The sequence below is a fragment of the Aureimonas sp. SA4125 genome, assembly GCF_019973775.1.
In the GTDB taxonomy this organism is placed as follows: Bacteria; Pseudomonadota; Alphaproteobacteria; order Rhizobiales; family Rhizobiaceae; genus Plantimonas.
Window position 1 is genome coordinate 1 of the sequence record NZ_AP025032.1, and the last position, 13,071, is coordinate 13,071.

Below are 13,071 nucleotides of genomic sequence, written 5' to 3' on the forward strand. Positions count from 1 at the left end.
GATGCGCGCGTTTGAGCCTTCCTCGGCCAGGATGCGGAGCATGTCGAACCCAGCGAGTGCCGTCAGGGACGGACGGAATGATAGAACGGACGACGACGGCATGGCAGAGATTCAGGCGATCAGCGGCGTGCGAAGCGATACCGAGATCCTCGAGCGGGCGAAGGCCCGGCTGAAGGCGCAGCTCGGCCAGGATATCTTTGCCAGCTGGTTCGAGCGCATGAAGATCGACGAGGTCTCCAAGGGCCTGGTGCGGCTGTCCGTCCCGACGGCCTTCCTGAAGACCTGGATCAACTCCCACTACAGCGACATCCTGCTCGCCATTTTCGCCGAGGAAGTGCCGGGAACGCTGAAGGTCGACATCGCCGTCCGCTCCGCCATCCGGAGCCAGGCCGCCGCCGCCGCGCGGGATCTGGCGCTGGCGGCCTCCGCCGCGACGGAGCGCAAGACGGCTTCAGCCAGCCTCCCTTCGCCGGCCAACCAGTCGGCCTTCGATCCTTCGACGCGCGAACGGGCCCAAAACGGCGCGCAGGGTCCCCACAGCGGCAACGGCTTCGGCTCGCCGCTCGACAACCGCTATGTCTTCGACACCTTCGTCGAGGGCGCGTCGAACCGGGTGGCATTGGCCGCCGCCAAGGCGATCGCCGAAAACGGCCCGCAGTCGGTGCGCTTCAACCCGCTCTTCGTCCACGCCAATGTCGGCCTGGGCAAGACGCACCTCCTGCAGGCCATCGCCAATGCCGCGACGCGCCGGGCCGATCAGCCGCGGGTCGTCTACCTCACGGCCGAATATTTCATGTGGCGCTTCGCCACCGCGATCCGCGACAACCAGGCGCTCGACTTCAAGGAGAATCTTCGCGGCATCGACATCCTGATCATCGACGACATGCAGTTCCTGCAGGGCAAGTCGATCCAGCAGGAGTTCTGCCATCTCCTCAACGCCCTGATCGATTCGGCCCGGCAGGTGATCGTCGCCGCCGACCGCCCGGCCTTCGAGCTGGAATCGCTCGATGCGCGCGTGCGCTCGCGCCTTGCCGGCGGCGTTGCGATCGAGATGGCCGCGCCCGACTTCGACATGCGCAAGGAGATCCTGACCACGCGCACGGCGGCCCTGAAACTCGAGGACCCGACTTTTGCGATCGACGACAAGGTGGTCGACACGATCGCCCGCCGCGTCATTGGCTCTGGCCGCGATCTCGAAGGCGCGTTCAACCAGATCGCCTTCCGCCATGCCGTCGGCCAGCCGCTCTCGGCCGACCATCTCGACGATCTCCTGAACTCGCTGACGCGCACGAACGGCGAGAAGCGCATCCGGATCGAGGACATCCTCAAATTCGTCTCGCGCCACTACAACATCTCGCGCACCGACATCCTCTCGGCCCGCCGGACCCGCACGATCGTGCGCCCGCGGCAGATCGCGATGTATCTGGCCAAGACCATGACGCCGCGCTCGCTGCCCGAAATCGGCCGGCGTTTCGGCGGGCGGGACCACACCACGGTCCTCCACGCCGTGCGCAAGATCGAGGGCGAGCGGGCCAAGGACGAGAAGCTCGGCGAGGAGCTCGACCTCATCCGCCGCATGATCGAGGAATAGGCCGGCACGGCCTCTGCGCCGCGGCCGCCGCATCGCGGATGCCGCGCCGGCAAAGGCTTTTCAAGCGGTCCACGAGCCTCTAAAAGGTTCGGACTCCCGAGGGGAGCGCCTCTTCACGGCGCTTCTTCGAACGAATTGGTTGCCTCACATGCGTATCATCATCGAGCGTTCCAACCTGTTGAAGACGCTGGGCCACGTGCACCGCGTGGTCGAGCGGCGCAACACCATCCCGATCCTGTCCAACGTTCTGGTCAAGACCGAGGACGGCGCGCTCCGGCTGAAGGCAACCGATCTCGACCTCGAGATCACCGAGACCGTGGCGGCCAATGGCGAGCAGGAAGGCGCGACGACGGTTCCCGCGCATCTCCTCTACGATATCGTGCGCAAGCTCGCCGACGGCTCGGAGGTGAAGCTCGCCACGTATGCCGAGGGCACCCAGATGACGGTCACCGCGGGCCGCTCGAACTTTCGCCTGCAGTGCCTGCCGGAATCCGATTTCCCCGACATCACCGCCGGCACCTTCTCGCATTCCTTCAAGATCCCGGCGGCCTCGCTCGCCCGCCTCGTCGAGCGCACGCAGTTCGCGATCTCGACCGAGGAGACGCGCTATTATCTGAACGGCATTTTTCTTCACACCATCGAATCGGAAGGCAAGCTGCGGCTGCGGGCGGTGGCGACCGACGGCCATCGCCTCGCCCGCGCCGAGATGGAAGCGCCCGCCGGCTCGGAGGGGATGCCCGGCATCATCATCCCCCGAAAAACGGTCGGCGAGTTGCAAAAGCTGCTCGATGATGGCGGCGACGACATCCTGGTCGAACTTTCCGATTCCAAGATCCGCTTCACCATCGGCCCCGTGGTGATGACCTCGAAGCTGATCGACGGCACTTTCCCCGACTATCAGCGCGTCATCCCGCAGGGCAACGACAAGGCGCTGACGCTCGACCGGCAGTCGTTTTCAGCTGCCGTCGACCGCGTGTCGACGATCTCGTCGGAGCGCGGCCGGGCGGTGAAGCTCGCGGTCACCGCAGGCCAGCTGACGCTGACCGTGAACAGCCCGGATTCGGGCACCGCGACGGAGGAGCTTGCCGTCGGCTACGAGTCCGACGACATCGAGATCGGCTTCAACGCACGCTATCTCCTCGACATCACCGGCCAGCTCTCCGGCGACGAGGCGGTGTTCATGCTGGCCGACCCGGGATCGCCCACCCTCATCAAGGACGGCGGTGACGACGGCACGCTCTACGTGCTGATGCCCATGCGGGTGTGACGCCCGTCACGCTTCCCAACGCAAACGATCTGGCGCCCTTGCAAGGCGGCGACGAGGCGCAGGGCGGACAGCGTTCGCCGTCCGCTGCCGGGTGCTCGCGCCTCTTCAGCCTGCGGCTTGCCGATTTCCGCAATTACGAGGTGCTTCGCCTGGAGCTTGCCTCTCGCTTCACCGTGCTCACCGGGGAGAACGGTGCGGGCAAGTCCAATCTCATGGAAGCCGTGTCGCTGCTGACGCCGGGCAGGGGACTTCGGCGCGCCGCCTATCCCGAGATCGCGCGGGTCGGCGGCAGCGGCGGCTTTGCCGTGCAGGCAAGACTCCTCGGCGACGACGGCGAGGTCGACATCGCCACCTCCGCGCGCCCCGACGCTTCGGGCGCCCTGTCGCGCATCGTCAGGATCAACGAGACGCAGGCCAGGAGCGCCGACGAGATGCTGGATCACCTGCGCATCGTCTGGCTGACCCCGGCGATGGACGGCCTGTTCACGGGGGCGGCGGGCGAGCGCCGCCGCTTCCTCGACCGCCTCGTCCTCACCGTCGACCCCGCCCATGGCCGCAGGGCCGCCGACTACGAACGCGCCATGCGCTCGCGCAACCGTCTCCTGTCGGAGGACCGCGGCAATGATTCCTGGCTCTCCGGCATCGAGGCGCAGATGGCCGAGCTCGGACTCGCCATGGCGATCGCCCGCAGCGAACTCGTCGGCCTCATCCAGGCGATGATCGCCGAGGCGCCGGCCGACCAGCCTTTTCCGAAGGCCGACCTCCTTCTCTCCAGTGGCTACGAGACCGAAGACCTCGGCGGTCCGGCGGTGGCGCGCGAGGACGAGGCGCGCCTGCGCCTGGCCCGCCAGCGCGGGCTGGACCGTGCCGCCGGCCGCACGCTGGAGGGGCCGCACCGCGCCGATCTTTCCGTCACCCACCGCGCCAAGGCGATGCCGGCGGCGCTGTCCTCGACCGGCGAGCAGAAGGCGCTTCTCATCGGCCTGATCCTTGCCCATGCCAAGCTCGTCAGGGCGATGACCGGCACCGCGCCCGTCCTTCTTCTCGACGAGATCGCCGCCCATCTCGATCCCGGACGGCGGGCGGCGCTGTTCGACATCATCGACGGGCTCGGCGTGCAGTCCTTCATGACAGGCACCGATGCCTCTCTTTTCGAGGCGCTGGAAGGCCGCGCGCAGCATCTGCGCGTCGACGACGGGAGAGTGGAATGACGCAGGACAAGTCAGGCGATCCGCTGTCGTCGGACGAACTCGGCCGCTATGCCCGGCATATCGTCCTGCCGGAGGTGGGCGGCGCCGGCCAGCAAAAGCTGAAGCGGGCCAGAATCCTCGTCATAGGCGCCGGCGGCATCGGCTCGCCGGTGGTTCTCTATCTTGCCGCCGCCGGCGTCGGCACGATCGGCATCGCCGACGATGATACCGTCTCCCTGTCCAACCTGCAGCGCCAGGTCCTGCATGGCACCGCCGACATCGGACGGGCCAAACTCGACAGCGCCGCCGAGCGCGTCGCCGCGCTCAATCCGCATGTCGCGATGTCTCCGCATGGCGTGCGGATCGACGCTGCGAACGGCGCTGCCATCGTCGCCGCCTACGATCTCGTCATCGACGGCTCGGACAATTTCGCCACCCGCTACGCCCTCGCCGATCTCTGCGCCGCCGCGGAAAGGCCTCTCGTGACGGCGGCGGTGAACCGCTTCAACGGCTCGCTGACGACGCTCATGCCCTATGCCACGAACGCCGACGGCAACGCGCTGCCGGGCTATCGCGACCTCTTTCCCGAAGCGCCGCCGGCGGGCCTCGTGCCAAGCTGCGCCGAGGCCGGCATTCTCGGCGTCGTCACCGGCATCCTCGGCACGCTGGCGGCGGCGGAGGCGATCAAGCTCGTCTGCGGCATCGGTGAGCCGTTGCTCGGGCGTCTTCTCCTCGTCGACGTCCTGCAGATGCGCTTCGAGACGATCCGCTATCGCCGCAGCAAGGCGGCGCCTGCCAGGGACTGAGGCGCCCTGCGTGCTTGTCCTGTCGAGGCAAGCTCGATGCCGAGTGATGCATGCAAGGGAGGCGTCTGGCCCTGGATGGATCCGGCAGGCGACACAGCTCGCGCCGTCCATGCCCGGCGGCGACACGGGCTGGGGCCGGCGGAAAACAAAGCGGAGACCTTCCGTTACAATTGGGAGGATTGTGCAACGCAACATCCGCTGCCTGCGCGGGTTCATCCCGGGCATCCCAAGGAGATCAGTTGCATGCGCATATCCAAGCTCGCTACCCTCGCCCTCGCCACGGCCCTTTCACTCGGCAGCTTCGCGGCCTCGGCCGATGCGCGCGAATCCTCCAAGGGCCGCGATGGTTCGCCACCGAAGACCATCGAGAAATGTCATGTGGAGCGCGTCAAAGTGCGGAGGAACGGCAGGGTGGTAACGGTGAAGAAGCGGGTCTGCGAGCGCGTCGCGGCGGGCCGCAAGGGCCGGTGAACCCATCAGCGAGGCGGTCAAGGCCAACGCCTCCGCCTCACGCGCCGGCCGGGGAGGGCTCGTCCCGGCTCGCGGTCGGCTGCGAGAACGTCGCCCTCAGGGGTGGCGGTGGAGGGGGTCGACCCAGTACACGTCTTCCGGCCTTTCGACCGGGTCGATGTCGGTGATGTTGACGACCACCGCCTCGTTGTCCGAGCGCACCAGCACACATTCGAGTGTCTGGCCGGGATCGGCGTTGATCTCCTGGTGCGGCACGAAGGGCGGCACGAAGATGAAGTCGCCGGCCTCGGCCTCGGCGACGAATTCCAGCCGCTCGCCCCAGCGCAGCCGCGCCCGGCCCCTCAGCACATAGATGACGCTTTCGAGCGCACCGTGATGGTGCACGCCGGTTTTGGCGTCCGGAGCGATGCTGACCGTCCCGGCCCAGATCTTCTCGGCCCCGACACGGGCATGGTTGATCGCCGCCTGACGGAACATGCCGGGCGTCTGGGCGGTATTGGGATCCAGCTGGTCGCCCTTGATGACGCGGATGCCGTCGTGCTTCCATCGGGGCTCGGCCTGCGGGGTCTCGCTGCCGGGCGCTGCGTCGTGATCATGCGTCATGTCGTGTCCTCCGGACGTGACGCTAGCGCGGCCGGCCCGCTCATGCGAGCCCCTGTGCTGGTCAGGACTGCTCGATCAAGCCCCTCGATCAAGCCCCTCGATCAGGCCTACTCAATTGGATTGCCGACCGGGCGTCCCGGGTGGCACAGGCCTCGGCCGCGCCAGCCTCGTCCGGCGGGGCCGGTCAGGCACCCACGATCACGCCAGCATGTCGCGGACCATCGGCGCGACCTTTTCGCCGTAGAGGCCGATACATGACATGAGCCTGTCGTGCGGCAGCGGGCCGGCGCTGTATTTCAGGTCGAAGCGGGCAAGTCCGAGCGTCCGGGCCGTCGTCGCGATCTTTTTCGCCACCGTCTCGGGCGAGCCGACATAGAGCGAGCCCCGGGCGATTTCCTGATCGAAGGCGGCGCGGGCAAGCGGCGGCCAGCCGCGCCCGGCGCCGATGCGGTCGTGCATCGCCTTGTAGTCCGGCCAGAACTCCTCGCGCGCCGTCTCGTCGCTCTCGCCGACATGGCCGGGAGAGTGCACGCCGATCGGCTGCACCGCCTGTTCCAGCTGCGCGAAGGCGCGGGCGTAGAGGTCGACATAGGAGCGGAAGCGCGCGGGATCGCCGCCGATGATGGCGAGCATCATCGGCAGGTCGTATCGCGCCGCCCGCACCACCGATTCCGGGCTGCCGCCGACGCCGATCCAGGTCTTCAGCCGGCCATTCTCGATCTTCGGAAAGACCTCCTGTCCGGCGAGGGGCGGCCGCGTATGGCCCTGCCAGTCGATGCGGTCGCGGCTGATCAGGGCCGAAAACAGGTCGAGCTTGTCGTCGAAGAGCGTCTCGTAGCGGTCGAGCGCGAAGCCGAAGAGGGGAAAGGATTCGGTGAAGGATCCCCGGCCGAGAATGACCTCGGCCCTCCCGTTCGACAGCGCGTCGAGCGTCGCGAAGCGCTGGAAGACGCGGATCGGATCGTCCGAGCTGAGGACCGTGACGGCCGAGCCGAGCCGGATGCGGCGCGTCCGCGCGGCGATGGCGGCGAGGACGACCTCGGGCGCCGATACGGCGAAATCGGCGCGGTGATGCTCGCCGACGCCGAAGAAGTCGAGCCCGACCGCGTCCGCAAGGACAGCCTGGTCGACGAGATCGCGAATCACCTGGGCCGTGGTCTCAGGATTCCGGTCGGATCCCCGGGTCACGTCGCCGAAAGTGTCTAGTCCAAGTTCGAGAGACTGGGCCAAGGGGATCTCCGCCGATGGGGACTGCGACGGCAAAAGCCGCGTCATGCCGTTGCCTGCTGGCCCGGTGGGAGCGGAATTAGGTTTTCCGTGTATGGCGCGCAACCGCGTCTGCCCGTGAAAGACGGTGCCGTGGTTGAACGAAGCGTCAACCAGACCTGACGTGGCACCCCTTGGCTCGGCGGCACTCGGTCCCGGCCCAGCCAGCGCGGCCGCAGGAGAGGGGCCGATTGCCGCCGCATCTCCGGGCCGCTGTCTCGCGCCGCATTCGGACGCGAAGGCGATCTTTGTGCGGCAGGCTGGCGATCGTCCGCCTGTCGCAACCGAGGGGAGAGCGGGCCGGGTATCAGCGCCGACGGAGCCTGGCGAACCGGCCGACCGGCGTCTCGGCCGACCGTCCGGTTTTCAGGCTGGACGAATTCAGAACTCTTCCCAGCCCTCGGCCGCCGGGGCGGCGCCGCCTTGGCCGGTGGTGCGCATCTGCGTCACCGGGCGGGCGGACGGCCGGGACGGCTGGCTGCGCGCCGGGGCGGCCTTGCCGGCGTGGCCGGTCCTGGTGGTGAAGCGCTCGACCATGGCGGCGAGCTCGTCGGTCTCGTCCGACAGCGTCTGCGCCGCGGCCGTCGCCTCCTCGACCATCGCGGCGTTCTGCTGCGTGACCTTGTCCATCTGGTCGGCCGCGCCCGAGACCTCGCGCAGCGAGATCGCCTGTTCCTTGGCGCTGCGGGCGATCTCGGCGACCACCGCCGACATCTCCGCGACCTGCGTGACGATGGCATCCAGCGACTTGCCCGACGCCGTCACCAGCTCGACGCCCTCGCCGACCTGTTTCGACGAGGTCGAGATCAGCGCCTTGATCTCCTTGGCCGCTTCCGCCGAGCGCTGGGCGAGCCCGCGCACTTCCTGCGCGACGACGGCAAAGCCGCGGCCCGCCTCGCCCGCCCGCGCCGCCTCGACGCCGGCGTTGAGGGCCAGAAGGTTGGTCTGGAAGGCGATCTCGTCGATGACGCCGATGATCTTGCCGATTTCCTCCGAGGAATGCTCGATCTGGCTCATCGCCGCGACCGCCTTGGCGACGATCTCGCCGCCCTTCTCGGCATTCTTCTGCGCCGCCGTCGCGCCGACCTGGGCCTGGGCTGCGCCCTCCGCCGTCTGGTTGACGCCCGTCGTCACTTCCGACAGCGCCGCGACCGTCTCCTCGAGGCTCGCCGCCTGCTGCTCGGTGCGCTGGGCGAGGTCGTTGGAGGCGACGGAGATTTCGGCAAGACCGGTGCGCAGCGTCGCCACGCCCCCGGCGACGCCGCCGATGGCGGCTTCCAGCTCGGCGACGCTGGCATTGAACTTCTCCCGGATCGGCTCGAACTCCGGCGCCACGGCCTGATCCATGCGCACCGTCAGATCGCCCGCCGACAGAGCGTCGAAGCTGTTCTCGACCGCGTGCACGAAGGTGCGCAGGTCCTCTTCCTTGGACTGATCGATGGCCGACTGCCGCTCGCGCTGGCTTGCCTGCGCCGCCCGCGCAGATGCCGCCTCGGCCGCCAGACGTTCCTGGTCGATCGCCGCCTGCTTGAAGGCCTCGACGGCGCCGGCCATCAGGCCGATCTCGTCGCCGCGCCCGGTGGCGGGAACCTCGATGCTCTTGTCGCCCGCCGCCAGCCTGCGCATGGCCTCGGTCATGGCGACGACGGGGGTCGCGATGCCCCGTGCCAGAAGCCAGCCCAGTGCGACCGAAAAGAGGATCAGGAAGCCGATGCCGGCCACCAGCGCCGTCACCGAGGTGGAATTGGCCTCGGTCTCGATCGTCCAGGCCTCCGCGACGGCGGCCTGCTCCGAAGTCACGATGGCGTCGATGGCATTCTCGGCGTCTTCGATCGCCTTGTCGGCGGCGTCGCTGGCAAAAAGGGCCAGCGCCTGCGGAAGCGTTGCCTCGTCGCGCGAGAGGGTGATGATCGGCGCGGCGACATTGCTGCGCCACGCAGCGACGGCAGCCGTGATCGCGTCGAGGTCTTTGGCGCGATCCGGGTCAAGGGCCCGGATCTTGTCGACATCGGCGGCGATCGCGGCGGCGCGCTTGTCCATCGCCAGGGTATAGCGGTCGTTGCGTGTCAGCATGAAAGCCCGCAGTCCGGCCTCCATGCGCGACAGGCCGAGCCGCGTCGCGGTGCTGATCGTCGTGACTTCCGTGTGGTGCTTGATGTTGTCGGTGGCGGCACTCATTTCGCCGAGCTGCGTGTAGACGGTCCCGCCCATGCCGGCCGCCGCCACAACGAGGCAGACGAACGCCGCCGAGATCTTTTGCGAAATCTTCAAATTGGCCAAAAACATCGTTCTTCCCACCTCGCACATGTCCCGCACTGACGAAGCGGGCACCGATCAGACCGCTTTACGGCAAAGAGTCTAAGGTTCTGTTGCCGATCGGGGCCAGATCCGGGCCTGATGATCAGCTTAAGAGTCGGTTTTCTGCCGACTATTGTTGACGACGCGGGTGCGTCTCTGCCGGCACGGAGAGACGTCGCGGCTGCGTCCGGCCCGGGAACCGCAGGCCGGCCGCCGCGATGTTGCCGGCTCCGAGTCCCGAGCGCGATGGCTTCTCTTCCGTTGCCGCGATTCCATGTTCCGGCAGGACACCGGAGAGCCGGGAGGTTGCCGTGCCGGATCGTGCCCGCAGAGCTGGCTTTCAAGTTGCCGCGCCGGATACTGCGAAAAACCGGTTCCCACTTTTTCGCCCGACGCTCTAGAACTCCGCCCAACTTTCCTCGCTCAGCCGGGACTGCGGTGCGACGCCGTCTCGGCCGTTGTTGCGCAGCTGCGCGACGGGTTGCGCTGGTCTTGGCGGGCTTGCCCGTGTCGGCCTCATGCCGGACGACAGGGTGGCCCGGGTCTGGAAGCGGCCGATCAACCCTGCCAGGTCCTCGGTCTCGTCCGAGAGGTTCTGCGCGGCGGCCGTCGTCTCTTCCACCATCGCGGCGTTCTGCTGCGTGACCTTGTCCATCTGGTCGGCGGCGCCCGAGACCTCGCGCAGCGAGATCGCCTGCTCCTTGGCGCTGCGGGCGATCTCGGCGACGACCGCCGACATCTCCGCGACCTGCGTGACGATGGCATCCAGCGACTTGCCCGACGCCGTCACCAGCTCGACGCCCTCGCCGACCTGTTTCGACGAGGTCGAGATCAGCGCCTTGATCTCCTTGGCCGCTTCCGCCGAGCGCTGGGCGAGCCCGCGCACTTCCTGCGCGACGACGGCAAAGCCGCGGCCCGCCTCGCCCGCCCGCGCCGCCTCGACGCCGGCGTTGAGGGCCAGAAGGTTGGTCTGGAAGGCGATCTCGTCGATGACGCCGATGATCTTGCCGATTTCCTCCGAGGAATGCTCGATCTGGCTCATCGCCGCGACCGCCTTGGCGACGATCTCGCCACCCTTCTCGGCATTCTTCTGCGCCGCCGTCGCGCCGACCTGGGCACGGGCTGCGCCATCCGCCGTCTGGTTCACGCCCGTCGTCACTTCCGACAGCGCCGCGACCGTCTCCTCGAGGCTCGCCGCCTGCTGCTCGGTGCGCTGGGCGAGGTCGTTCGAGGCGACGGTGATCTCGGTCAGGCCGGTGCGGATGGCGGTGATCGAATGAACCACCGATCCCATCGCCTCCTCCAGCTTGCCGACGCTGTCGTTGAACAGGCCGCGCATGGGCTCGTAGTCGGACGAGAAAGGCTTGTCCAAGCGGGCCAGAAGGTCACCGGCCGCCAGACGCTGGAAGCCCGTCTCGACCTCGCTCATGAAGAAGGCGTGCGCCTTGACATAGCCCTCGCCCAGCGCCTCCTGCTCGATGCGCTCGGCCTCCTGGGCGGCAACGGTTGCGGCGGCCTCCGCTTTCAACCGCTTCTGATCGAGCACCGCATGGCGCAGATGCTCCACGGATCCGGCCATGCGGCCGATCTCGTCGCCGCGCTGTTGTCCGACGACGACGACATCGGTCCTGCCGTCGGCAACGGCCGCGACGGTCTCGGCAAGGCTTTTGAGCGGCGCAAACATGCGACGGGCGAGCCAGAGCGCGACAAGACCGATGACAAGGGCCGCCACCACGGAGATCAAACCGAGGCGCCACTGCAATGCGGTGATCCCGGAAACGAATTCGGCTTTCGGAATGCCGACGTACAGGACGCCGATGGTCTTGCCGGCAGCATCCTTGATCGGATCATAGGCGGTGTAGAAGGGCGTGCCGAGAATGTCGGCCTCACCACGAAAAGGCTGGCCTGCGACGAACAGCGCGTCGTGCACCGGGCCGGGTGCGAGCTTGGTTCCGACGGCGCGGCTGCCATCCGGCTTCTTGACGTTCGTGGCGATGCGCGTGTCGCCCATGAAGACCGTCGCGGTGCCGCCGACCAGTTCCGTCACCCTGTCCACCGGCTCGAAGAAACCGTTCAGCTTCTGCGCGCCGGCATAGAGGCTATCGCTCTCGACGCGAAACTCCTTGCCATAGGTCGTCAGCACCTGCCAGGCGACACCCATGTTCGTCATCTGCCGGGCGGCAGCCCGTTCGACGCCTTCGCCGCGCAGGAGAAGGCTACCGGCGATGCCGAAAAGCAGCGTCAGGATCGCCAGCGACCCGACGACCATCAGCGAAACCCTGGCTGACAATGAGACTTTGCTGAGCATGGAAGGGCCCCCGGGACTACGCCGTCGCCGCCAGATCAGGGGCTTGGCAAGGTCGATGTCTGTCAGCGGATGATCCGGCGCTCTGTCCGGGCACGGCTGCTCTTTCCCCATTGATGGCCGCAAGAACTTAAAATACTGCCGCTGTCCAGCGGATGGTTCTTCCATGGTCCGTACCAGGCAATCCCGGCAATCGACGGTCGGCAGACATGCCAACGTCCGCGCGGCGGATCGACCGCCGCCTCTCGCGCTTTTCCCGGACATCCCGCTATAAACGGCGAGCGAATGTGGAGACCAACATGACGGCAGCGACGCGAATCGACGGCAAGGCCATGGCGGCCGCTATCATCGACGAGGTGAAGACGGCGACGGCGGCACTCGCGCCCGAGACCGTGCCGGGCCTTGCCGTCGTGATCGTCGGCGAGGATCCGGCCAGCCAGGTCTATGTCGGCGCCAAGGCGAGGATGGCCGAGGACTGCGGCTTCCACTCGGTCAAGCGCGTCCTTCCGGCGGAAACAGCCGAGGCGGCGCTTCTTGCCGTCATTGCCGACCTCAACGCCGATGCGGCGATCCACGGCATCCTCGTTCAATTGCCGCTGCCGCCGCAGATCGACGCCAACCGCGTCATCCAGACCATCAATGCCGACAAGGACGTCGACGGTTTCCATCTCCTCAATGTCGGCCGGCTCGGCACCGGCGCGATCGAAGAGGCTTTCGTGCCCTGTACGCCGGCCGGATCCATGGTGATGCTGAGAAAAGTTCTCGGCGACGACCTCTCGGGCAAGACGGCGGTGGTCGTCGGGCGCTCCAACATCGTGGGAAAGCCGATGGCGCAGCTGCTCCTGGCCGCCAACGCCACGGTGACGATCGCCCATTCGCGCACGAAGGACCTGGCCGCGGTCTGCCGCGCCGCGGACATCCTCGTCGCCGCCGTCGGCCGCCCGGAAATGATCCGCGGCGACTGGGTGAAGGAGGGGGCCGTCGTCATCGACGTCGGCATCAACCGCGTCGACGCGCCAGAGCGTGGCGCCGCCAAGACGCGCCTCGTCGGCGACGTCGCCTTCGCCGAAGCGTCCGAACGGGCCGCCGCGATCACGCCGGTGCCCGGCGGCGTCGGCCCGATGACCATCGCGATGCTGATGGCGAACACGGTGACGGCCGCCTATCGCGCGGCGGGCAAGGTGGCGCCGCGGTTCTGAACAGCCGTCGGTCGTATGGTCCGATTGGGGGCCGCCTATCGTGCGGCACCATTAGATGCGTCATCCCGGCTCAAG

Annotated in this window: 10 protein-coding genes; 6 read left to right on the plus strand and 4 right to left on the minus strand. The window is 67.7% G+C overall.

Annotated features, from left to right (window positions below; all coding sequences use genetic code 11):
- The first annotated feature begins 100 nt into the window (after positions 1 to 100).
- The 5 genes from dnaA to Sa4125_RS00025 all read left to right on the plus strand — a co-directional run bounded on the left by dnaA (position 101) and on the right by Sa4125_RS00025 (position 5,325).
- A complete protein-coding gene (gene dnaA / locus Sa4125_RS00005) occupies positions 101 to 1,591 on the plus strand; it encodes a chromosomal replication initiator protein DnaA (protein ID WP_224002310.1) in 1,491 nt (496 codons plus the stop codon).
- Between the two features lie 148 nt (positions 1,592 to 1,739).
- A complete protein-coding gene (gene dnaN, locus Sa4125_RS00010) occupies positions 1,740 to 2,858 on the plus strand; it encodes a DNA polymerase III subunit beta (RefSeq protein ID WP_224002312.1) in 1,119 nt (372 codons plus the stop codon).
- Positions 2,859 to 2,968: 110 nt separating this feature from the next.
- Entirely contained in the window at positions 2,969 to 4,069 is a 1,101-nt protein-coding gene (recF, locus tag Sa4125_RS00015; RefSeq protein ID WP_224008192.1) for a DNA replication/repair protein RecF, read from the plus strand.
- On the plus strand, positions 4,066 to 4,854 hold the full coding sequence (gene moeB / locus Sa4125_RS00020; RefSeq protein ID WP_224002314.1) for a molybdopterin-synthase adenylyltransferase MoeB: 789 nt from the start codon (positions 4,066 to 4,068) through the stop codon (positions 4,852 to 4,854). The genes recF and moeB overlap by 4 nt, the downstream gene beginning before the upstream one ends.
- A gap of 243 nt (positions 4,855 to 5,097) precedes the next feature.
- Positions 5,098 to 5,325: a hypothetical protein gene (locus Sa4125_RS00025; RefSeq protein ID WP_224002316.1), complete on the plus strand. Its 228-nt coding sequence runs from the start codon at positions 5,098 to 5,100 to the stop codon at positions 5,323 to 5,325.
- Positions 5,326 to 5,421: 96 nt separating this feature from the next.
- On the opposite strand, the gene Sa4125_RS00030 is transcribed toward Sa4125_RS00025, so the two are convergent.
- From Sa4125_RS00030 to Sa4125_RS00045, 4 genes are all read right to left on the minus strand, one after another.
- A complete protein-coding gene (locus Sa4125_RS00030) occupies positions 5,422 to 5,928 on the minus strand; it encodes a cupin domain-containing protein (RefSeq protein ID WP_224002318.1) in 507 nt (168 codons plus the stop codon).
- A gap of 198 nt (positions 5,929 to 6,126) precedes the next feature.
- Positions 6,127 to 7,158: an LLM class flavin-dependent oxidoreductase gene (locus Sa4125_RS00035; RefSeq protein ID WP_224002320.1), complete on the minus strand. Its 1,032-nt coding sequence runs from the start codon at positions 7,156 to 7,158 to the stop codon at positions 6,127 to 6,129.
- 417 nt (positions 7,159 to 7,575) lie between these two features.
- Positions 7,576 to 9,480, minus strand: a complete 1,905-nt coding sequence (locus Sa4125_RS00040) for a methyl-accepting chemotaxis protein (RefSeq protein WP_224002328.1) — start codon at positions 9,478 to 9,480, stop codon at positions 7,576 to 7,578.
- A 409-nt stretch (positions 9,481 to 9,889) separates the two neighbouring features.
- Positions 9,890 to 11,800 (minus strand): methyl-accepting chemotaxis protein, encoded by a 1,911-nt coding sequence (locus Sa4125_RS00045; RefSeq protein WP_224002336.1) that lies wholly within the window; start codon positions 11,798 to 11,800, stop codon positions 9,890 to 9,892.
- 296 nt (positions 11,801 to 12,096) lie between these two features.
- On the opposite strand from Sa4125_RS00045, the gene folD reads away from it, so the two are divergent.
- Positions 12,097 to 12,996, plus strand: coding sequence for a bifunctional methylenetetrahydrofolate dehydrogenase/methenyltetrahydrofolate cyclohydrolase FolD (folD, locus tag Sa4125_RS00050; protein WP_224002338.1), 900 nt, complete (start codon positions 12,097 to 12,099; stop codon positions 12,994 to 12,996).
- The last annotated feature ends 75 nt before the right edge of the window (positions 12,997 to 13,071 follow it).